Consider the following 21,924-nt stretch of genomic DNA (forward strand, 5'->3'; position numbering starts at 1 on the left):
TAGTTGTTAGTTATTAGTTATTAATCGTTGCGTTAGAACCATTCATCGTCGTCATCATCCCAATCGTTTTCATAGGAGGCCTTGCGTGGTGAAGTATTGCGACCATTGTAACGGTCTTGTGGTGGAAATTGATCGCGGCTGCTGGCACCTCTTGGCGTAGTCGGTTCTCGTCTGGGTGCATAAGGGTCTGAATTAGCATAAGGATCTTCATAACCAGGACGGCGAGATTGATTGCTATAACCTCTACCGCGATCGCCGTAGTCATCGTATCCCGCAGCAGGACGGCGAGGTTGATCGCCGTAGCCATCATTGCTAGGACGACGAGGTTCATTAACATACCCATCGCCATAATTATCATCGTATCCTGTGTTGGCTCGACCTGCACCGCGTTCTGGAGGATAGCCATAGCGATCGCGTTGCGTGTCCGCAGGATAATCACCATAATAATCTGTCTGGCGCGGGTTGTATGAATAGTCCTCATCAAACTTGTCATCATCCCCTAAGAAAGTCTTCTTAATTGCCCCAAAAAAGTTGTCATCATCTTCGTCGTCGTATTGCAGCCTAACCTCACGGTTAAGCTCATATAGAGTGTCCTGTAAGTCTGCTTCTGCCCGATCTAAAGTTCTTTCATCATCTTGTTCGAGACTTTTAAGAATTTCTTCACACAGCACATCAATCCGACGGCGATAATAACTAGCGAATTGACTGCCAAAGTCTAAGGTTACTTCTTTCAGCTTTCGTTGCGCCTGATCGGTTAAAGCCTTGGCGCGGTTACGTTTTTCAACTCGCTCTCTTCTAGCGCGGTCTTCCTCAGCAAATTTTTCCGCCTCACTAATCATGCGATTGATTTCTGAATCGCTAAGGGTCGAAGCACCCGAAACTGTAATACCCTGTTCCCTACCTGTAGTTTTATCTCTGGCTGTAACCTGTAAAATACCGTTAGCGTCAATGTCAAAGGATACCTGAACCTGGGGAACTCCTCTGGGCGCAGGGGGAATACCTGTTAGCTTAAATCTACCCAGAGATTTATTCCCACTTGCCATTTCTCGCTCTCCCTGAAGAGCATGGATTTCTACTACCGTCTGATTGTTCTCACCTGTAGAGAATACATCCGAGCGACGTACGGGAATCGTCGTATTGCGGGGAAGCAATTTTTTCATTACCCCGCCAATGGTTTCTAAGCCTAAAGATAAGGGAGTAACGTCTAACAAGAGGACATCTTTAATTTCATTGGTCATAATACCCGATTGAATGGCAGCACCAATTGCTACTACTTCATCAGGATTGACGTTTTGATTGGGTTCGAGGTCGATGTAGCTACGAACCAAATCCTGCACCATGGGGATGCGGGTTGAACCACCGACTAAAACTACTTCATCAATATCCATTGGACCAAGACCAGCGTCAGAAATTGCTCGTTTGAGAGGACGGCGCAGACGACTGACTAAATCGCCACAAAGTTCTTCAAATTTAGCGCGATTTAGCTTGATTTCAATGTGTTTTGGACCATCTTCGGTGGCGGTAATGAAAGGTAGGTTAATTTCGGTAACAGATAGCTTAGATAGCTCAATTTTAGCTTTTTCGGCTGCTTCAGTGAGCCTTTGTAGAGCTTGGCGATCGCTTTTTCTCAGATCCACTCCTTCTTGCTTCAAGAACTCTTCGGCTAACCAATTGACGATGCGGCGATCAAAGTCATTTCCTCCTAATTGAGTATCACCACTGGTCGATTTAACTTCAAATACGCCATCACCAATATCGAGGATGGAAACATCAAAAGTACCGCCCCCCAAATCAAACACCATAATAGTTTGAGGACGACGCTGATCGAGTCCATAAGCCAAGGCTGCTGCGGTTGGTTCATTAATGATGCGGAGTACATCCAGCCCCGCAATCCGCCCTGCATCTCTGGTCGCCTGTCGTTGAGAATCATTAAAATAAGCAGGTACGGTAATTACTGCACCAGTGATCGATTCTCCCAGATAGCGTTCTGCCTCTTCAGCCAGCTTGCGTAGGATCATTGCCGAGACTTCTTCGGGGGCAAACTCTTTTTTTAACTTGGGACAGCGAATTTTAATATTGCCCAGTTCATCTCGCTTAATGGTGTAAGGAACTCGCTTAGATTCTGGCTGTAGTTCAGCATACTGACGACCCACAAATCTTTTGACACCGTAAAAGGTATTTTCTGGATTCAAGACGCTTTGTCGTCTTGCCAACTGCCCAACTACTAATTCTCCATCTTTATTGAAGCCAACTACAGAGGGGGTAGTTCGCATTCCTTCTGAATTAGCAATTACTATAGGCTTACCACCCTCCATTACCGCTACTACGGAATTAGTTGTTCCCAAATCGATGCCGACTACTTTTCCCATGGGTGCAATGGTCTCCTAGAATCGTTCCCCAAAATATATATACTACGAGGTTTTAATTTGCTTTGGCAGGTTAACACTATAATATTTTTGATTTATTCTTTTTAGTTTACTTCAAGAAAAACTGAGGGCTGATGTAATAGGTCTGCATTAAATAGAAATATTAGATATTCACTTTTGGTAATTATGATTTATCTTGATTCAGTATCGCTCGATGAAGCCAAAGCAGCAGTAGGAATGGGTTGGATTAAAGGAATTACCACCAACCCCACTTTATTGAATAAAAGTGATTTATCTGCTGAAGAATGCCTTAAACAGTTGTCAGATATTAGCCCAGGAGAACTATATTATCAACTATGCGCTACTAACTTTGAGCAAATGGTTACAGAAGGAAACAAGGCTGCCGAACTTATTGGCAACAAGATTGTGCTAAAAATTCCTGCTACTGAATTAGGTTTTCGGGTAACAGCCCATCTCTCTCCCGATATCCCCTGCTCTGTAACAGCTATTTATAGTCCTGTTCAAGCTGCGATCGCCTCAGAAGCAGGAGCCAAATATGCGATCGCCTATGTTAACCGCGCCACCAGACTTTTAGGAGATGGTTTGGCATTAGTACAGGAAATGTCCAGTCTGCTAAAAAATAGCCAGACAGAAATTTTGGCAACCAGCATTAAGTCTCCAAAAGAGGCAGCAGATACTTTACAAGCGGGAGCGCATCATCTTACAGTTCCGATGAACATTTTGCGAGCAATGACTGCCCACGAGCTATCGCAAACAACCGTAACCGAGTTTTTCAACAATGGAATCGGTATTTCTCTTAGCTCTTAGCTTTTAGCTCAATGTAACTTATATTATTAAATTGAACGATGGCAGATGTAGTCAAATTCTCAAAAAGTAGTTATACATCAAGTAAAAATAGTAACTACCTTAGCTAATTGAGCGAATATATCGGCAACTTTTTCTCCTGTTTTGGCAGAAGTCGTGTAAATGCCAACTATTTGCTGAAAACTATAGTTACTATAATTTTCAATGAGCTTGCTTAACTTTTCTGGCGAAATTAAATCTGCCTTGTTCAAAGCGAGAATAATCACCCCTTGAGGATTTACATTAAGAAACAATTTGATGTGCTGCTTTAAATTGGCAAGCGTACCAGAACGAGTCAGATCGGCAACAATAATTGAACCGCTGGCTCCTTTAAGATAACTAGGAGTAATCGACTTAAATTTGGTAAGACCTTCCAAATCCCAGATTAAAAGGTTAACCTGATGGCAATCTAACTTTGTCTCGATCTTGACTGATTTGCGAGATACTTTAACTCCTACTGTTGAAAGATATTGGTCACTAAACTTATCATCAATAAAACGTCGTACCAGACTAGTTTTACCGACATTAAAATCTCCTAGCAGACAAATTTTTTTGGTTATTATCGACATTAAATCTTGATTATTGCAACAAATTCGTGGGAATAAATGGCTCGAAGCTGACATAGCCGTTGAACCATAATGCTCGCTCGTCTTCTGCTTTTGCAAGCAAAAATACTGAGTCACAATTAGCACCGAGTCGATTAGGCTGAATTCCTCTGGCTACCAAAGCAGTTTTAACACCTTGACACCGCTTTTCACCTAATTTTTGATTAATTTCAGTTAAACCTCGACCATCGCTATGTACTACTAACTTTAAATGTAGCTGAGGATAAAGATCCAAAAATTGTTTAATCACATTAATCTTACTCAAGTTGTCGGCAAAATCTAGCCGCTCGGAATCAGATTCAAAATAAATTTGCTGCTCAACCATTGGTAGCTGCTCCTCCACCTCAAAGATTATTCGCTCAACTCCAGGTATCTGGCTAAAAGCTTGAGTAATAGCTTGATAAATAGATTGATCTAGGATAAACCCCTTGATGATCAGAGTTTTTGGTTGATAACTTGTTTGAATAATTACCTTGGGCTGTCGATTAAATAGGTTGGTTAGCCTTTGGATTTCGCCTCCTAGAAGCTAGGGTTAATCGGGACATCGACCGTAGCGATTTGATTATTTAACTGACGGTTATTTTGGCTGGCAATTTGCTGAGTAATTACGGCTGCGCGATCGCGGAGATATTCACTGGGAACTCTACCGCTAACGGTTAATTTACCATCTTTTACTTTAGAGTCTAAACGATATACAGATAGTTCTGGTACTGCGTCTAGTTTAATAGCTGCTGTTTGTTCAACCTTTTGAGCCATCTTGGCACGATAATTGACTATGCCCCAGGGAATAAAAACCAAACCAAGCAGCAAAATTATCAGCCATAACAACATGGGTGGAGACGAAGATTTTTGTGGCTTATCTTTATTCTGTTGGCTTAATTGCTCCAGCTTAGTTCTAATTGCTAGAGGAATAGTCACCATGTTACCATTGTAGTCCTGAATGTCATCGCCGTATTCTAGGACAATTTCAGCCAAAACTTGGCGAATTTTGCTTCTAAATTGCTTATCTGGTTTTCCTTGAATCACTACCGCTAAATAGCAATATCCTGCCGCTTCTAAAGGAATTTGCCAGTCACCATAGTCGATTGAGTCCAATTCTAAGCCAGAAGTAATGCAGTCATTAGCAAAGCTGCGAATTGCGGTGAGCATTCCCCCAATCAGGTCGCAATCAAGCTGTTTTTCTCCTGGTTGCTGTATTTCTTGGATAACTACACCTGAATCTTTATTAATGAGAAATATCGCCTGTACCTGATATCCGACCGATTCTTGGAAAATCAATTCGGTTTCAGAAACTCCTTGAATTCTGGCTCGTATTTTGCGCTTGATGCCAGTAGGACTGAGAGTACTTTCTACTTTGCTATTGATCTCTTGCACAACTTTGACCATGTATTTAGAGATCGTGCTGCCAATCACAGGATAGAGCGCATCTACCATGGCATCTCGTTCCGATTCAATCTGAGCTTTAATTGCTTTGCCCATTTCTGGCCCTAAAACCTGGGGAATAGCATTTTGATCCAGACGAATTTGTTCTCTAATCGACAGGGCAATTTCTGGGGCGATCGCTCTGGCAATGGCTTCGGGGTCAAGGTTCATTTCTGCGCTAATAGCAGAAGGCAGAATTTTGGCGATCGCTGCTGCCATTTTGGGGGAGTCTTCGGCTACGCGATGTTCAATTAGCTGATCGAGAACAGGCCTGACTGTTTGAATGACTCTCTCTTTAGAATCGTCCAGCTTAAATTGGAGTAGTTCGACAATTAAAGGAACTAAGCTATTAACTACATCAGCCAATTCCTCAGTCGAAGCCTGGGCGGTATCTATTGCTTCAACTTGCTCTATAGAACGAAAACTAGGATTGTTATAATAATTTTTTGAAGATTTTGGTACTGTTTGTCGCAAGAAAGCTTCGTATTCAACGGCTTCATTTAAAGTAGGTTTTGATTCACTCTCAATCTCAACTTTGATTTCAGGATAATTAAAGCCGGCATGCGTCGAATCTGATTGTGATACATCTTCTAAAGATAATTCAATATTTTCGGACAATGAGTCAAGATGATTGACAGAGTCTGGCTTCAAAAAAGAATCATCCTGAGCTACTTCTCGCTCTAATAAAAAATTAATCAGATCTTCAATTGGCTCTAAGTCAAGTGAAGCTAAATTTTGGTTGGTAGCTGAAGCCGGTAGATTTTCGGGAGAAGAATTCATAAACTGTTGTCACTATTTATCTAGCTATAGTCAGCCTAAAGCGTGAGTAACATTAAATATTATGTTTTTATAATTATGTTTTTGTAATTATATAGCTACACAGATTTAGAATTCACTACCAATATCGGCAAAGCTACGCTCAGAGCAGAACAAAGATCGAGGTAAAGACCTAAAATAATCCCAGGTTTGTGTATTTTAGTCATTGGACACTTTTGAGCGCTCGAGCCAGATTTTCTGTTGTAATGTGGGAAGAGGAATATTATTTTGCTCAAAAGCTTTCTGCAAACGGCGACGAAATTCCCGAGCAACTGCCCATTGCTTTAATGGTTCAGTCTTAATCCAAATACGAACCACCGAACCGCGATCGCTGAAATTGTCTACTCCCAAAACTTCAGGCGGTTCAATAATTTGCTCTTGCCAGTCGGATTCTTGATCCATTTCATGAGCAATCCGACCAATTAGTTCTAATGCCAGATCTATTTCGGCCTGGTAGGCAATAGGAATATCAATTTCAGCTCTCGACCACTGACTAGAAAGATTAGCTACGGTTTTGATTTCACTATTGGGAATAGTAATTAATCTGCCTTGACCATCTCTAAGCTGAGTGATGCGCAGGTTTAAGTTTTCTACCAACCCAGCGAATTCTCCGATCTCGATGACATCACCCACAGCATACTGATCTTCCAAGATGATAAAAAAGCCGTTGAGAGCATCTTTGATAAAATTTTGCGAGGCGAAAGAGAGCGCTAGTCCTAAAATACCCGCACCAGCCAGCAGAGGAGTAACGTTGATTCCAATTAGGGCTAAAGCAGCCAAAATGCCCAATACAATCCATAAAATGGCGATAATTCCGCCAATCAGACGGGTAATAGTCGTAATTCTCACCTGAATTCGGCGACGGACATCTCGACTCAAAACGTAGTTTGCTGCCACGGTGTTATTCAGCTTGGCAATTAAGATATTACTTAAACGGATTAAAATGTAGGTCGTTAAACCGACAAGGAAAATTCGCAGGGGAATCCGAACCAAAGTAATTAGCCAAATTTGCAGCGATCGCGTCTGGGGAAATAGACCTAAAATGGCTAAAATTCCTCCTAACCACCAAGCTAGCTGAAAAACCTGTAACAAACCGTATTGTATTGACCGCAGATTAAACTTTTGCTTGTGATTGACATAATCAGCTAAAGACCGAAGAAAAGGCAGTTGATTAGTCTCTAGTTTGGCTTTAACTTCTCGAGAACGTTTTAAACCGTCAGTAATCATCAACTGCCCGAATAAAATAACCAAAGCAGTAATTCCAGCTAACTGTGCCTGTCTAATCATCTGCGATCGCGATCGTTTGTGTCTGGCTTGTTTTAGTGCAGATTCGAGCTGATTGGCAATTTCTCCTGCCTGATGTTCTAGATTCACCCCTCTAGTAGCAGCATCTTTCGAGTCGAGAGTCATCACGGGGAATCGGCGATCGCCTATTGCCACATAAATATTTTCTTGACTTCCCTGATTTTCGGGATAAACTTCCAATTGATCCCGTTTTTGGGCGAAATATGTCTGGCTAATCTCCTTAATTCTTTCCTCGGTATATTTAATTCTCTGAGGCAGATTAGACCTGCGATCTAAAATACTAAATACACAGCGACCATCAAGACGCACACAAGCAGAAGCTACAGCGTTATTTGGATTTTGGTTAAAGTTGAAGGTTTCCCAATTAATTTGCGGCAAAAAAGGCAGCTGCGCTCCGACAGAAGCCGTCAGGGGCAAATAAAAAGCTAAAGTTAGAACCAAGACTACTAATCGTCTACGGAACATAATTTTAAGCCAACTAGTTTTCAACATAAGCCTGATATTTAGTTCAACTGCAAATTATCTAACGATTGATGACCAATAACAATTTCAACTGGCTTATTTTGTTAGCACCAGCTCACTTAACTAATAACTACTAGCTCCAAGAATAGAGATATAATTTGTTACGAAAGCTATTTTAATACTTTGTTCTTTACTTTATGAATAATAACCCTGTCACCAACGCCTTTTTTTTTGGTAGAGCATTAGCAGAAGTCATGAGCGAAAAGCTAGAAGAATCGTTCACTAACACGATGAGCGACTTAGGCAAATTTGATGCTGAACAAAGAGAAAACTTAAGACAACTTATGGAAGAGGTACAGCTACGAGCCGAACGTACGGTAAGTAACACTTCTTATCCTTCTTCCCCTTCTTATCCTAACAATAGCAATAATAGTAGTACTGGTAATGCTCCTAGTACAATTAATATTGATATCAGTAGCAACAACTCAGATGATTTGCAGACCATGCTTGATCGACTGAGAGCTGAAATTGCTACCTTAAGGGCGGAATTAAAAAAATATCCGAACTAATACAAATCTTATTAGGCAAATTGCCTATCTCAGCAATCCCTTGCTCTTAAGCTTTTTAAACCATGAATCTTAATCTGTCTAGCTAAGTGTTGCTGTTAATTAACTGTCTTTTTGACGATATGTCGCTACTATTTAGATTAGTTAATCTTACTTAACCAAATAACATCATAATTAACTTTTTGTTATAAACTCAGTGTCTCCTGCTTTTCCCAATCAAAATTCAATAGATTACGAGTCGAATAAGTCCGAGCAAGTGAATAATGAACTCAAGCCTGTTCTATCCCAATCCGATGACACAAAAGCTGTACTAGTAGTTTCTACTAAATCTTATCGCTGGAATCGAGCTAAATATTCTCGAAATCGTCGCCGAATCGATATTTGGCTTTTTGCATTTTCTTTTCTGTTTAGTAACTGGCGCGATAATCGTAAGTGGACTTATTTTGGCGGGCATACCCCAGAAAAACAGGCAGCTAGACGCAAATCGCAGGCTATTTGGATCAGAAAGAATTTCTTAGAGTTAGGGCCTACTTTTATTAAACTTGGTCAATTATTTTCTACACGGGCAGATTTGTTTCCGATTGAATATGTAGAAGAATTATCTAAGCTACAGGATCGAGTGCCTGCTTTCGATTATGAGCAGGTTAAAGAAACTGTTAAGTCTGATTTTTCTAAGCCAATCGATCAACTGTTTTCTAGTTTCGATCCGATTCCTTTAGCGGCAGCTAGTTTGGGTCAGGTGCATAGAGCGAAGCTGCATAGCGGTGAGGATGTAGCAGTCAAGGTGCAAAGACCAGGACTCAAACAGTTATTTACCGTAGATTTGGCTATATTACGCCAGATTGCCCGCTATTTTCAAAACCATCCCAAATGGGGTAAAAACCGCGACTGGCTCGGAATTTATGACGAATGTTGCCGAATTTTGTGGGAAGAAACTGATTATCTCCAGGAAGGTCGCAACGCTGATACTTTCCGTCGTAACTTTAGAAGCGAAGATTGGGTTTGCGTACCACGGGTTTACTGGAAATACACTTCTCCTAAGGTATTGACTTTAGAGTATATGCCAGGCATTAAAATTAGCCATTACGAAGCGATCGAAGCTGCTGGTTTAGACCGCAAGGTACTAGCAAGGCTGGGAGCAAAAGCTTATTTACAGCAGATACTCAATGGCGGCTTTTTCCATGCCGATCCACACCCAGGAAACATTGCAGTAAATACAGATGGTTCTTTGATTTTTTATGATTTCGGCATGATGGGTCAGATCGAAACCAATATTCGAGAAGGCTTGATGGACACTTTAGTCGGAGTGGCACAAAAAAATTCCGACAAAGTAGTTAACTCGCTAATCAATTTGGGAGCATTAGTACCGACGGGGGATATGAGTTCGGTCAGGCGTTCGATCCAGTTTATGCTGGATAACTTTATGGACAAGCCTTTTGAAGAACAGTCCGTAGACGCAATTAGCGAAGATTTGTATGAAATTGCTTATGGTCAACCATTTCGCTTTCCTGCTACCTTTACTTTTGTGATGCGAGCCTTTTCTACTTTAGAAGGCGTTGGCAAAGGTCTAGATCCCGAATTCAACTTTATGGAAGTAGCTCAACCCTATGCAATGAAGCTTATGACTAAAAGCAATAGCTCCAACGGTAGTACAATTTTTGATGAATTAGGTAGACAGGCAGCACAGGTCGGGTCAGCAGCCCTGGGGTTACCTGGACGAATCGACGATACAATAGATAAATTAGAAAGAGGAGATTTGCGAGTTCGCGTTCGTTCTCTTGAATCGGAACGGGTTATGCGTCGCCTAAGTGCCATTCAACTAGGAACGAACTATACTGTATTATTCAGTGCGCTACTTATTTGTGCCACTCTTCTTTTGGTTAGTGAGTTTGAGATCTTGGCAGCGATCGCTGCTGTGATTGCACTTGTGCCTGGATGGGCATTACTGCGATTACTAAAACGTCTCGATCGCATTGACCGTATGTTCTAAAAAGATATCAGGCTGCAATCACTAAAATGTTGCAAATGTTGACTGGATCTTTGGTTTTTATCAGTTTATCGACTAACTGTTTATGAAGCGTCAATTTATAGGTCTTACGGATACAGGAGTTGTCAGAACAGCCAACCAAGATAATTACTTTGTAGACGATCAGTTGGGACGTTTTTTCATTGTAGCCGATGGTATGGGAGGACACGCTGGCGGACAAGAAGCGAGTAAAATCGCTACAGAAATAATTAATGCCTATTTGCAACAGCACTGGAACTCTCCCTTAGACTCACAGGTGCTACTCAAAGAAGCGGTGGAAAAAGCTAACGTAGGCATCATTCAAGATCAGCGCAGCAACCCAGCAAGGCGCGATATGGGTACTACCGTGGTGGTGCTTATCTTTCGAGATGAACACCCTTTATGCGCTCATGTAGGAGATTCTCGTTTATATCGTTTACGAAGTTCTCAATTAGAGCAAATTACTGACGATCATACCTGGGTCGGTATGGCTCTGAAAAAAGGCGAGATTAATGCAGAACAAGCAAAATTTCATCCCTGGAGGCACGTTCTATCTCAGTGCTTAGGACGAGAAGATTTGCAGCACATTGATATTCAGGAATTTGAAGTGCAGCCTGGCGATCGCCTGTTAATTTGTAGTGATGGTTTGACTGAAGAAGTTACCGATGAGCAAATTGAAGCTGCTTTGGCTAACTTAAAAACCTGCCAGGAAACCGCTCAAGAATTAATTGATGCAGCCAAGGCAGCAGGAGGATCGGATAACATTACAGTGGTTATTGTCGAACAAGAATAAGCTCAAATACCGAATGCGCGATCGTTAATTAAACTAAATGCTGGCTGAAATAAAAAACACTGCTGAGAAATTTACCCCAAGATTGATTGAAATCCGTCGCCATCTTCACGCTCATCCTGAATTGAGCGGCGAAGAACACCAGACTTCTGCCTACATTGCCGGGGTACTTTCTTCCTGCGGCTTGAATGTCAAAGAAGCAGTCGGCAAGACGGGAGTGATTGGCGATCTAGCAGGTTCAGGAAGCGATCGCCGTACTTTGGCAATTCGCACTGATATGGATGCCCTACCGATTCAAGAGCATCTGGAATTAGACTTTGCCTCACGCAAACCTGGAATTATGCACGCTTGTGGTCATGACGTTCATTCTACCTTGGGTTTGGGTACAGCGATGGTATTATCCCAGCTATCGAGTAATCTGCCTGGAAATGTCCGCTTTTTGTTCCAGCCTGCCGAAGAAATTGCTTTGGGGGCAAAATGGATGGTAGAAGATGGCGTTATGGAAGGAGTAAATGCGATCTATGGAGTTCACGTATTTCCTTCAATTCCCGTTCGTCGGGTTGGCATACGCTATGGAGCATTAACTTCCGCAGCGGATGAATTAGAAATTATCATTCAGGGAGAGTCGGGACACGGTGCGCGTCCTCATCAGGCGATCGATGCCGTCTGGATTGCGGCTCAGGTAATTACCGCACTACAGCAAGCGATTAGTCGGACTCAGAACCCATTGCATCCGATTGTTTTGTCTATAGGGCAAATAGAAGGCGGTAGAGCGCCTAACATAATTGCCGACCACGTGCGGATGGTTGGAACAGTGCGATCGCTTCATCCCGAAAGCCATGCCAATTTACCTCAATGGGTTGAGAATATTATTCAAGGTATCTGCCAAACTTACGGTGCTAAGTGCCAAGTAGATTACCGTAGAGGAGTTCCTTCGGTACAAAACGACAAAACCCTAACTCAGATTATTGAATCAGCTACTCGCGAAGCCTGGGGGGATGATAGTATACAGATTTTGCCAGACCCTTCTTTAGGTGCAGAAGATTTTTCTATTTATTTAGACAAAGTACCTGGCTGTATGTTTCGTCTTGGAGTCGGACACCACAACAAAATTAACTATCCTCTCCATCATCCTAAGTTTGAAGTGGATGAAGATGCTATTCTGACTGGAGTGGTAACCATGGCTTATGCTGCTTATAAGTATTGGCAGGCAGCAGCCTAACTTAAGTGACATACTCCACTGAAAAATGTTTAAAAAGTAGTATTGACCAGGCATTTTTTTAACAGCTATCAATTAAGATTTTTTTGAGCATATTTGAGCCTAATTTAAGCAAAACTTTACTTTTGCTGCCTAAATAACCCAGACACAGGCAAACACCATAAAGGTAAAACAGATTACATTTAGTGTTAGCAAAAGTACCCATTGACCTATATTGATAAAGCTAAATTGATTTAAAGACTGAATAGCCTGATTTGCTATCTTTTGCGAAAAGCCTGTCTGGCTTTTTTCAAGAACAATTAAGTTTGAGTAATTAGATTCAACTGAGTTATTTAGCATTGTTGAGACTGTTTTTATGGGGCAATGAATTGATTAAATGATTGAAACTCAGGCACCAAAACTAAACTTATCAATTAGTTTGCTAATCAAAGATTTTTTCAGCAATAAACAATAAACAAGAGCAAAGTGATTAATAACTATAATTGCGCTCGCAATTAGTCAAAACCTCGATTTAGCAAACACCTTAATGAATTAAGACATAAACAGCTCGTTTCGGCATTTCTATTAACGGTGCAAATCAAATGTTTTGCTCCACTAATAAAATTACTTGTACTACTGTAACAGATTGTAAAGAAAATGCCTAGTTATTTAAGCGTTTTGAATAAATATTTTAAATCCAATTAAGTATGAACATTAAAAACACAGCTTTAAACAGGCTTTAAAAAACAGGACATTTTTATTAACTTTAGATTAACCAACTAAGAAAATATTTAAGCAGCGAAAAACTGGATATTATTCTAGGTAATAATATTTAGATAAATATACCCAAAAACATTTGCTTAAAATTTATGTTAAACAAGATTTTTGCGATAAAATCGCTAAATATTGTCATCGTTGAACCTAATAGACAACAAGGAAGGCAGTTAAGCGAATTAATTACGCTCAAAAGACCTAATCTTCAAGTGATCTTGTTAGAAAATTCCGAGCAAGTCTTTTCCTTGATGTATGGGGAAATGGCGATTGATATTTTGTTCTTTGATATAGAAGAGGAATCTAATACCGACAATTTAGCCTTGATTAAAGCAATTTCACCCCAAACCAGCCTGATACATTGGAGTGATTATCAACACCCAGAAGTAATTGAGCTGCTTTATTCTCTTGGAGTTAATTCTTTTTGTACCAAACAAAGCGATGCAGAAATTGTTTTAGAAGCTATGGACTTGGCAGCCAACTATCCTCAATCTTTATATTTAGATCGAAAGTTATATCAATGCTTATCCTGGCTGAAAAACTAAGCTCAAAATGCAAATTCAGACAAATGAGATAAGCTAGTATTCACGCCGATTAATAACTGCTATGTCTGACTCATTTGCCGAACATAAAAATCGACTGACTGAATTAATTGCTAAATATCGCGATCGCGTTGACTTTCTGACAATTCGTTTGGAACAAGGCGAAGAAACTAATATTTTATTACGAACCAATAAAATAGAAACCTTGAGTGAAAGTATCGCTTTAGGTGGACAGGTTCGAGCTTGCTATCGTGGCGGTTGGGGATTTTCCGCGTTTGACGATCTAACAAGTTTAATCGCTAGAATCGAAGAAGCGATCGCTGCGGCGAGAATGGTAGGAGAACTGTCAACCACCCTAGCACCAGTTGAACCGATCCAAACAGTTTGTCGTGTTCCCCTAAGAGGAAGCGACCCCAGAAACATCTCTTTGGCAGCTAAAAAGGCTTTGTGCGATCGCTATAACAACCTGCTGCGTGGTTATCATGATTGTCTCACTGCCACTACCGTTAGCTACGGAGATAATTCGCAAAAGATTATCATTGCGACATCCGAAGGGAGCGTCATTGAGCAGTCTTGGTCAGATATGGAAATGCGCTTTTCAGCTACGGCTAGAAAAGACAACATAATTCAAACAGGAAGAGAAACCACAGGTTCCCGACAGGCTTATGAAGATTTAACTAGTTTAGATCAACAGGTAATTAGTGCAGCACAAAGGGCGGTTGATGCTTTAACTTTGCCAAAAATTCAGGGAGATATCTACACCGTAGTTATCGACCCAATCTTAACCGGGTTGTTTGTTCACGAAGCTTTTGGTCATCTCTCCGAAGCCGATCTGGCTTATGAAAATCCTGACCTGTTAGAAGTAATGAGCATGGGCAAACGTTTTGGTTCTCCAGAGCTACAGATTTTTGATGGAGCTGCGCCAATTGAGTCGGAAGATAATTATATCCATCGAGGTAGCTATTTTTATGACGATGAAGCTACTCCTGCTACTACGACTCAGCTAATTAAAGATGGAGTTTTAGTCGGTAGACTGCATTCTCGCGAGACTGCTGGCAAGCTAGGAGAAACGCCTACGGGTAATGCGCGCTGCTTAGATTATCACTATTCGCCTATTGTACGGATGACCAACACCTGGATTGCTAGAGGGAAAACGCCTGTTAAAGATTTGATTCAAGATGTCAGTGAAGGAGTCTATGCGCGTAATTGGCTGGGTGGAATGACTAACGGGGAAATGTTTACCTTTAGTGCGGGAGAAGCCTGGATGATTCGTAACGGTGAACTGGCAGAACCAGTCAAAGATGTAACTCTCTCAGGAAATGTCTTCAAAACCTTGGCTAATATCGAAGCGATCGGCGATGATTTTTATTGGGATGAGTCTGGCGGTTGTGGTAAAGGAGGACAATCAGGACTAGCAGTTGGCTGTGGCGGGCCAAGTTTAAGAATTAAAGATGTAACCATTGGTGGTAATTCTGATTAATGACTATTAAGTGGCGACATTTTAGTGTAAAAGGCTACAATATTATTCAAATAGAAAAAAACCCAGTTTTTTACGACTGGGTTCTGGAGCAAGACCGAGTGATAAGCTAGTTATGAAGAGTTTTTTAACTAGCTTGGTCACAAAATATTTGATTGGAAATAGCCTTTGTTTACTACTAGAATTTATCATCTTATTTATTTAACTGAATTACAACAGTATATTTACGATGATTTTATTGGCGAGTTTTTTCAATTACTAGTTATTTTTACTGAAATATAGACTAGTTTAGCTCAATTAGCGAATGTAAATAGGTGTTATTAATTAATTTTAATTGCGATCGCGCATTAGCTAGCCTCTAATCTAAAGCTAATACCATTTCTCAAATGTAATAAAAGACGTGCTAGCAGCTAGTAGTAGAACGTCCAGATTAATTTGTTGGGTATTAAAATTATTTTCAGCCCCCTAACCTCCAAGCTTGGGGGAATTAGCTCAGTACTTCTAGCTTAGACATGGTACTACTAGCTGACTTGTGACTTTTGAAAGTGTTCTATCCAAACAGGATTTAGTATAAGATCGAGTATTATTTTGAAGTTGATAATTGCCCCTGGTTGAAATGACTGATATCCCTCGGATTGGAGAGACTGCGCCAGATTTCTCAGCACCAGATCAAAATGGTAATGCTGTAAGTCTCAAAGATAAAAGCGATCGCTGGCTGGTATTATATTTTTATCCCAAGGATAATACCCCTGGCTGCACTACAGAAGCTAAGGACTTTACGGAATATGCAGCTCAATTTAAAGAATTAGGTGCAGAGATCATTGGGGTTAGTCCAGATTCGGAGAAATCTCACTGTAAGTTTATTGTTAAACAAGATTTATCGATTCAGCTATTGAGCCATCGCGATCATCAGGTAGTTGAAGCATATGACGCGTGGCACTTAAAGAAATTTATGGACAAAGAATACATGGGAGTAGTACGCTCTACTTTTTTGATTTCTCCCGATGGTAAAATTGCTCGGGTTTGGGATCGAGTCAGAGTCAAAGCTCATGTCGAGAAAGTGCTACAAGAATTGCAGGCATTAGCTAAATCAAACTGTTCCACACTCGATCATTGAATTCTTCGAGGGATTTAAGTATAAGATCGGCGATCGCAAATTGAGGATTATTACGCTGTAACTGCTCTGGTATGGCGATACACTTCATTTGGGCAGCTTTGGCAGCTAATACGCCATTTAAAGAGTCTTCTAAAGCCAGACATTCTTGAGGAGAAACGTTTAATTTACTAGCAGTAGTCAAATAAACTCCAGGATGGGGTTTGCCAAAAATTTCTGATTCCGCTGAATAGATCTCGGTAAACATATCAGTCAAATCAAGCTTGTGCAATGCAGCTTGGATAATTCTAGATGCAGAGGAAGAAGCTAAAGCAATTTTTACCTGTTTCTGCTTTACATAAGATATGGCACGATCTACTCCTGCTAGTGGTTGTCCTTTAAGATGAATCAACTCAATTACCTTAGCCACAATTAATTCTGCAACTTCTAGTTGAGTCAGATTTGTCCAGGGAAATTTTTGATACCAGTAGTTCACTACCTCATCGATTCTCAAGCCTTTAGTTTGTAGACATAGTTCAAGGGTAAGCGTAATTCCTACCTGCTTGAAGATCAGCATTTCTGCTTCTTGCCATAGAGGTTCAGAATCGATCAGCAAACCATCCATGTCGAAAATTACTGCTTTAATCACTTTTATCGGGCTAGTTGTTCATTATTAATGATTAACTACTACTCTACACCCACATTTTGTGTTATTTCTGTTTCAAATATTTTACCAACTAACGCCACTGGCTCATCCATCTTTAATAAACAACGGATAAGCAGATCGGCGTATTATTTAAACATTATCCGCTTATTTCACCATACTCATGACTGCGATTGAAAAAAAATGTACCGCAGACTACTTTAATTGCATCACCCTGGGGTTGCAACCATAAAGTATCTATGCCTGTATTCCCTTCGAGAGGCCCTTTGTGTTCTTGCCAGTGTAAAACAAGCACTTCTCCCCCTGAAGGATGATCGCCATGAGCAATATATTGCAATGTTCCCTCCTCATTACCATCAGGAGTTACATATCTTCCGCCGTTCTCATTTAGTAAAATTGTTACTGGTTGCCAATCTTCTTGGCTAATTCTAAAACGGGCGTTAATCTCTTTTATTCTTAACCATTGTGATACTGGCATTTTAAAAATTCTCCCTCACCAACTTTGATTAAATAATTGTATTAGACAACGATTTGGTTCAAAAGTATCTTTAATTTAACAAAAGATACTAAACCCAAGAAAAAGAAACTAATTGATACAAGCAAATTCAGTTTTTAACTCTTCAGTTACCTCATTTTGAAGGATGTAGGGAGTCAATTCTGAGTGATTATCTAAATAATTAGCTAAATAAGCTTGAATTTGTTCTACCATCAACTCGTAGTCTTCAATTGATTGCTCGTTGACTGCTTTGGTTTTGCCTACGGTAATCTCCGCTTGGCGCATGATTTGCCAAAGCTGCTTTTGCAATGATTGATAGATTGGATTGAGAATTCCCCAAACATTAGTATCAGCTAAACAATAGTCCGACATAATATGCTGATTGAAGTGTCTTCGAGCATCAATTTCTTGGAAACGTTGAATTAACTCGATCGCCTTGGGGTGATTAAACGACATATAGACTAGCTGATTGTCTCGCTCTAAGGCTTCATACAGCTTGCCAGCAAAGGATTCGTAATCGGCAAAAGTACTGCGAGAGAAGTTGTTGCGATCGATCGCTTTAAGAGTGCTTTGAACGGCAAAATAAGCAGTCGCTACACCACCAGTCAAGCCAGGTGAAATTAGAGGATCGACAAAAAAGGCAGCTTCACCAATACTCAACCAACCATCACCAACAACTTGTTCGGCATAGCCACGAATGTTAGCACGTGCTCTTAGAGGCTGCTGAGTGCCATAAAGATCGGAGATTAGTTCTGCCCCCTCAAGCATTTCCCCAATCGCTGGGTATTGCTCGACATAGTGATCGAATGCAACTTTACGACCTTGGGCAAATTTAGGGTCGCGGTCTTGGCGTAAGACCATACCAATGCTGATTATATCTTCTTCAGGACATCCATGCAGGGCAGCTAGTTCTTCTTTGGTTGGCAATTCTTCTGAACCAAGAAAACGGTTTAACATCGAGTCATCCCCAGCATCGGGTACGTTTTCCCAAGATACTAAGGGAATGTACCACATCCAACCTTCGCGGAAGCAAAAATGTTGTGTATACTCGTCACGGCTAAACTGCGCTACATTTGGCCAGTCAGTGCGATCGCCTAGGCGATTTACGTTCTTGAAATAACCCCAAACTGCGTTGCTTTGAAAATCTACATCTTCTTTGTTATATAAACCGAGATGTCTGGCAATTACGCTGGCAGTACCACTAGCGTCTACTACTAATTGCGATTTGAGTTCGTATTTTTGTTGCTGGTGTCGATAGGCAATTGTGTTAGCGCGATCGCTAAGTTGAGAATTAGCCAGATCCACACGTGCGCCCTGAATTACTTCTACTCCCAAGCGACGAGCATTAGCAATCAATAAACCGTCAAGTAAGCGTCGTTCGACCTGAAAAGTTTCATCAAATGTTTCTAAAATATATTCTGGTGCTTCGGTAACATTTTCAATTGATTCATCAACGTGAAAGAAACCTAAGCCATTTTTAGGAAAAAATAATAGCTCTAGAGCTTCTTGGGAAATTCCTACAGAACGTAATGCTTTACAAAAGCCTGAAAGAGTACTTTCGCCTATCTTAAATTTAGGTTTTTCTTCTCTTTCTAGAACCACTACTTGAAGTTCGGGACGTGCTTGCTTGAGCCAAGAAGCATAGAGAATACCTTGAGGTCCAGCACCAATTACTGCAACCTGATATTCGCTTTGTAAACTCTTTCTGAAACGATCGCCATAAAGTTCAGTGTTAGTACTCATTGTTCACCTAAGTAGAATACTGGAACAATCAAAGAATAGCCTTAATGTTTTGCTTTGATAATGAGGTATTTACTTAAATTCAAAGATTTAAACTCTAAAATTTGAGTAAGAGTACTTAAATTAAATAACTTTTATGTGAAAATATTTAAGTGAAAATAATTTGATAAAAATACTTATTTTATCTATTAAACGTAGGAATAAATATATTTATCATTTGAAATGCTCAAAAGCCGATAAATTGATACTTCTTACTTTTACTTCTTATATGCGAAGCGGCTTGCCAATCACGGATTAGCTTCTTATCTCGATCCCGTTTATCCTTATTATCCCGCCTGACGGGATGAATGGGGGCTTGATGGGATCAAAAGGTGCTTCGGGGGGTAAACCCCGTTATTCCCGCAATGAATGCGCTTCTCGTCCTTCGCGTCGTCCGTGATAGAGCTTCTTACCTCCCCGTAGCAAAACTAGTTATTATTAAACACAAAAGCTCGATTATTAGCCCAGCTATTTAACCAGGTATGAAGCGATCGCGCATCTAATGGCTTGGTAAATAAATAGCCTTGTCCGTAAAGACACTGGAGAGTTTGTAATTTAGCTAGTTGAGCTTCAGTTTCAATTCCTTCGGCAATTACCCCCAACCCCAAACTTTTAGCCATCATCACAATAGCCTCCACAATCTCGCTATTGTTACCCTCCGAATCAATCGCTTCGACAAAAGAACGGTCGATTTTTAGGGCATCAATCGGTAGGCTGTGAAGATAGTTTAAAGAAGAATAACCTGTACCAAAATCATCCAAATGTAGCTGACAACCTAAAGCTTTCAATTGCGTTAAAGTCTGCATAGTTGCTTGAGTATCTTGCATTAAGAGACTTTCGGTAATCTCTAATCGCAGACTGTAAGCTTCTAATCCAGTTGTTTGCAGAATTTGAACTAGTGAATCGAGCAGACGAGGTTGAGAAAACTGCTTTTGAGAAATATTAACTCCCATCGTTAAACTAGAATTATTTAACTGAATTTGCCACTCCCTAAGCTGATAACAAACTTCTTGTAAAATCCACCACCCAAGGGGAATAATCATTCCCGTTTCTTCTGCAAGGGCAATAAATTCTTCAGGAGCAACATAACCTCTTTGGGGATGCTGCCAACGGGCTAAAGCTTCAAAACCAGTTACTCGACCATCGACTAAAGAAATAATCGGCTGGTAGTGCAGTCGAAATTCTCCTCGGTTGAGAGAATGATGGAAATCAGTTTCTAGGTGCAGTCGGTTTACTACCTGAACATGCAAAGTCTCGTCGAACAATTCATACCTACTTTTGCCCAAAGCTTTAGCTTTATACATAGCAATATCAGCATTACGCAACAATTCTTCTGGAGAATCTACGCCAGGCTTACTAAAAGCAATACCAATACTGACGCTGGTGAAAACTTCGTGTATGCCTAAATGAAACGGAGTTTGCAGACTTTGTTGTATTCGCGCTGCAAGTTTAGTCGCTTCGTCTAAACTTTGGATCTCTTCGAGCAGAATCGCAAACTCATCGCCACCCAGTCTGGCTAAAATATCGCTTTTGCGTAAACAAGTTTTTAATCTTTGGGAGATCCCCATTAAAAGCAGATCGCCACTCTTATGACCTAAACTATCATTGACATATTTAAAACGATCTAAGTCTAAAAAGAAAACGGCAAATTTGCCGTTTCGATCCCGTCGATACTTTTCTAAAGCTCGATTGAGGTGATTACTCAACAAGTGACGATTGGGTAGATCGGTAAGGCGGTCGTACAACGCATCATAAGCTAGCTTTTGTTCGGCTTTTTGACGTTCTAGTTCGGCTGCTGCTCTTGCTGCAAAAATTTTCAAGATTGATAGTTCGATTGAACCATCCTCCATCGAACGCTCATGAATTACGACTAGGTGTCCCAGAATTTTTCCCGATGAGTTTATCAGAGGAACACCAACATAGCTTTCAGCTTTTAACCTGTATAAATCGTGGTCTTCAGGAAAAATGTTTTGTAAGTTTCTAGGGTAATAGCAAGACAATCCACCAATAACCTGCTCGCAAGGTGTATTGGCTATGTTGTACTCGAAGTTTTGACCAAAATCTTCTTTGCACCAGAAAGCTAAAGTACAGACACGTTCTGGTATGGTTCTCTCTATACATTTTGTTACAAACGCATAACTAACTGAAAGGGCGCAACTCAAATGATATACCAAAGAGTAGAAAAAATCTTCACCAGTTACAGCTGCTGTTCCCTCAACTACAGAGCGCAAAGATAATTCTGTCTGCATATATTTAGTAATATCTTCTTGAATAATCAGAACTCCAAACCAGTCACCTTGTTTAATTTGTTTGACATGAATGGCTAGCCAGTTTTTTTGATTGAGATGCTCGTTACTATAGTTAAATCTAAACTCTGTTTTTTCTAAGTTGGCGATCGCCTCAATCTCTCTAGCAATCTGTTTAAGTAACTTGCAATCTCTACCAACTCTGCACTTACATATATTTAAGTAGTTCTCTCCAACACTGGTGTTTTTTGAAAGACAACTATTAATTGAATTGTTTTTCCAGGCTTTATTGAGGACAACGATCTCGCCTGAACGATCTAACAGCGCGATTTGACTATCAAAAGCATCAAAAGTTGCTTGAGATAACTGAGGCGTACTCGATAACTGACTATCTTGCAACATGATTGTAGCTGTTAATTGAGAGTTACAAAAAAATATATAAACTATATCTTAATGT

Annotated in this window: 17 protein-coding genes; 8 read left to right on the forward strand and 9 right to left on the reverse strand. The window is 40.5% G+C overall.

What is annotated here, in order from left to right:
* Positions 1 to 32 precede the first annotated feature (32 nt).
* Positions 33 to 2,369 carry a molecular chaperone DnaK gene (gene dnaK, locus V6C71_05625; GenBank protein ID HEY9767974.1) on the reverse strand — a complete coding sequence of 779 codons (2,337 nt, stop codon included), beginning with the start codon at positions 2,367 to 2,369 and terminating at the stop codon, positions 33 to 35.
* Between the two features lie 183 nt (positions 2,370 to 2,552).
* On the opposite strand from dnaK, the gene V6C71_05630 reads away from it, so the two are divergent.
* Positions 2,553 to 3,194 (forward strand): transaldolase family protein, encoded by a 642-nt coding sequence (locus tag V6C71_05630; protein ID HEY9767975.1) that lies wholly within the window; start codon positions 2,553 to 2,555, stop codon positions 3,192 to 3,194.
* Between the two features lie 77 nt (positions 3,195 to 3,271).
* Here the strand turns inward: V6C71_05630 and V6C71_05635 are convergent, their stop codons facing one another.
* From V6C71_05635 to V6C71_05650, 4 genes are all read right to left on the reverse strand, one after another.
* Positions 3,272 to 3,799 carry a Rab family GTPase gene (locus tag V6C71_05635; GenBank protein HEY9767976.1) on the reverse strand — a complete coding sequence of 176 codons (528 nt, stop codon included), beginning with the start codon at positions 3,797 to 3,799 and terminating at the stop codon, positions 3,272 to 3,274.
* A 10-nt stretch (positions 3,800 to 3,809) separates the two neighbouring features.
* Positions 3,810 to 4,160: an OmpA family protein gene (locus tag V6C71_05640; GenBank protein ID HEY9767977.1), complete on the reverse strand. Its 351-nt coding sequence runs from the start codon at positions 4,158 to 4,160 to the stop codon at positions 3,810 to 3,812.
* Between the two features lie 194 nt (positions 4,161 to 4,354).
* The gene (locus V6C71_05645; GenBank protein ID HEY9767978.1) at positions 4,355 to 6,037 is read right to left on the reverse strand and encodes a BON domain-containing protein; all 1,683 of its coding nucleotides are present in this window, start codon (positions 6,035 to 6,037) and stop codon (positions 4,355 to 4,357) included.
* A 195-nt stretch (positions 6,038 to 6,232) separates the two neighbouring features.
* Positions 6,233 to 7,843: a mechanosensitive ion channel family protein gene (locus V6C71_05650; protein ID HEY9767979.1), complete on the reverse strand. Its 1,611-nt coding sequence runs from the start codon at positions 7,841 to 7,843 to the stop codon at positions 6,233 to 6,235.
* 194 nt (positions 7,844 to 8,037) lie between these two features.
* Between V6C71_05650 and V6C71_05655 the strand changes: the two genes are divergently transcribed.
* The 7 genes from V6C71_05655 to bcp all read left to right on the forward strand — a co-directional run bounded on the left by V6C71_05655 (position 8,038) and on the right by bcp (position 16,306).
* The gene (locus V6C71_05655) at positions 8,038 to 8,409 is read left to right on the forward strand and encodes a hypothetical protein (protein ID HEY9767980.1); all 372 of its coding nucleotides are present in this window, start codon (positions 8,038 to 8,040) and stop codon (positions 8,407 to 8,409) included.
* A 253-nt stretch (positions 8,410 to 8,662) separates the two neighbouring features.
* A complete protein-coding gene (locus tag V6C71_05660; protein ID HEY9767981.1) occupies positions 8,663 to 10,396 on the forward strand; it encodes an AarF/ABC1/UbiB kinase family protein in 1,734 nt (577 codons plus the stop codon).
* An 82-nt stretch (positions 10,397 to 10,478) separates the two neighbouring features.
* Positions 10,479 to 11,204, forward strand: a complete 726-nt coding sequence (locus V6C71_05665) for a Stp1/IreP family PP2C-type Ser/Thr phosphatase (GenBank protein HEY9767982.1) — start codon at positions 10,479 to 10,481, stop codon at positions 11,202 to 11,204.
* A 37-nt stretch (positions 11,205 to 11,241) separates the two neighbouring features.
* Positions 11,242 to 12,423, forward strand: a complete 1,182-nt coding sequence (locus tag V6C71_05670; protein HEY9767983.1) for a M20 family metallopeptidase — start codon at positions 11,242 to 11,244, stop codon at positions 12,421 to 12,423.
* An 845-nt stretch (positions 12,424 to 13,268) separates the two neighbouring features.
* Positions 13,269 to 13,715 carry a hypothetical protein gene (locus tag V6C71_05675; GenBank protein HEY9767984.1) on the forward strand — a complete coding sequence of 149 codons (447 nt, stop codon included), beginning with the start codon at positions 13,269 to 13,271 and terminating at the stop codon, positions 13,713 to 13,715.
* A gap of 61 nt (positions 13,716 to 13,776) precedes the next feature.
* Positions 13,777 to 15,192, forward strand: a complete 1,416-nt coding sequence (locus V6C71_05680) for a TldD/PmbA family protein (GenBank protein ID HEY9767985.1) — start codon at positions 13,777 to 13,779, stop codon at positions 15,190 to 15,192.
* 613 nt (positions 15,193 to 15,805) lie between these two features.
* Entirely contained in the window at positions 15,806 to 16,306 is a 501-nt protein-coding gene (gene bcp, locus V6C71_05685; GenBank protein ID HEY9767986.1) for a thioredoxin-dependent thiol peroxidase, read from the forward strand.
* Here the strand turns inward: bcp and hxpB are convergent.
* The 4 genes from hxpB to V6C71_05705 all read right to left on the reverse strand — a co-directional run bounded on the left by hxpB (position 16,275) and on the right by V6C71_05705 (position 21,869).
* Positions 16,275 to 16,931 (reverse strand): hexitol phosphatase HxpB, encoded by a 657-nt coding sequence (gene hxpB / locus V6C71_05690; protein HEY9767987.1) that lies wholly within the window; start codon positions 16,929 to 16,931, stop codon positions 16,275 to 16,277. The two genes, bcp and hxpB, sit on opposite strands and share 32 nt — an antisense overlap.
* 154 nt (positions 16,932 to 17,085) lie before the next feature.
* Positions 17,086 to 17,424, reverse strand: a complete 339-nt coding sequence (locus V6C71_05695) for a hypothetical protein (GenBank protein HEY9767988.1) — start codon at positions 17,422 to 17,424, stop codon at positions 17,086 to 17,088.
* A gap of 108 nt (positions 17,425 to 17,532) precedes the next feature.
* Positions 17,533 to 19,185: an NAD(P)/FAD-dependent oxidoreductase gene (locus V6C71_05700; protein HEY9767989.1), complete on the reverse strand. Its 1,653-nt coding sequence runs from the start codon at positions 19,183 to 19,185 to the stop codon at positions 17,533 to 17,535.
* Between the two features lie 464 nt (positions 19,186 to 19,649).
* Positions 19,650 to 21,869 carry an EAL domain-containing protein gene (locus V6C71_05705; GenBank protein HEY9767990.1) on the reverse strand — a complete coding sequence of 740 codons (2,220 nt, stop codon included), beginning with the start codon at positions 21,867 to 21,869 and terminating at the stop codon, positions 19,650 to 19,652.
* Between the last annotated feature and the right edge of the window lie 55 nt (positions 21,870 to 21,924).

It is taken from the genome of Coleofasciculaceae cyanobacterium (genome assembly GCA_036703275.1).
Taxonomy (GTDB): Bacteria; Cyanobacteriota; Cyanobacteriia; order Cyanobacteriales; family Xenococcaceae; genus Waterburya.

What these genes read in the sequence shown, in the direction of transcription:
- dnaK (HEY9767974.1), bottom strand. Translation starts at nt 2,369, where the DNA reads ATGGGAAAAGTAGTCGGCATCGATTTGGGAACAACTAATTCCGTAGTA.
- V6C71_05630 (HEY9767975.1), top strand. Translation starts at nt 2,553, where the DNA reads ATGATTTATCTTGATTCAGTATCGCTCGATGAAGCCAAAGCAGCAGTA.
- V6C71_05635 (HEY9767976.1), bottom strand. Translation starts at nt 3,799, where the DNA reads ATGTCGATAATAACCAAAAAAATTTGTCTGCTAGGAGATTTTAATGTC.
- V6C71_05640 (HEY9767977.1), bottom strand. Translation starts at nt 4,160, where the DNA reads ATGGTTGAGCAGCAAATTTATTTTGAATCTGATTCCGAGCGGCTAGAT.
- V6C71_05645 (HEY9767978.1), bottom strand. Translation starts at nt 6,037, where the DNA reads ATGAATTCTTCTCCCGAAAATCTACCGGCTTCAGCTACCAACCAAAAT.
- V6C71_05650 (HEY9767979.1), bottom strand. Translation starts at nt 7,843, where the DNA reads ATGTTCCGTAGACGATTAGTAGTCTTGGTTCTAACTTTAGCTTTTTAT.
- V6C71_05655 (HEY9767980.1), top strand. Translation starts at nt 8,038, where the DNA reads ATGAATAATAACCCTGTCACCAACGCCTTTTTTTTTGGTAGAGCATTA.
- V6C71_05665 (HEY9767982.1), top strand. Translation starts at nt 10,479, where the DNA reads ATGAAGCGTCAATTTATAGGTCTTACGGATACAGGAGTTGTCAGAACA.
- V6C71_05670 (HEY9767983.1), top strand. Translation starts at nt 11,242, where the DNA reads ATGCTGGCTGAAATAAAAAACACTGCTGAGAAATTTACCCCAAGATTG.
- V6C71_05675 (HEY9767984.1), top strand. Translation starts at nt 13,269, where the DNA reads ATGTTAAACAAGATTTTTGCGATAAAATCGCTAAATATTGTCATCGTT.
- V6C71_05680 (HEY9767985.1), top strand. Translation starts at nt 13,777, where the DNA reads ATGTCTGACTCATTTGCCGAACATAAAAATCGACTGACTGAATTAATT.
- bcp (HEY9767986.1), top strand. Translation starts at nt 15,806, where the DNA reads ATGACTGATATCCCTCGGATTGGAGAGACTGCGCCAGATTTCTCAGCA.
- V6C71_05695 (HEY9767988.1), bottom strand. Translation starts at nt 17,424, where the DNA reads ATGCCAGTATCACAATGGTTAAGAATAAAAGAGATTAACGCCCGTTTT.
- V6C71_05700 (HEY9767989.1), bottom strand. Translation starts at nt 19,185, where the DNA reads ATGAGTACTAACACTGAACTTTATGGCGATCGTTTCAGAAAGAGTTTA.
- V6C71_05705 (HEY9767990.1), bottom strand. Translation starts at nt 21,869, where the DNA reads ATGTTGCAAGATAGTCAGTTATCGAGTACGCCTCAGTTATCTCAAGCA.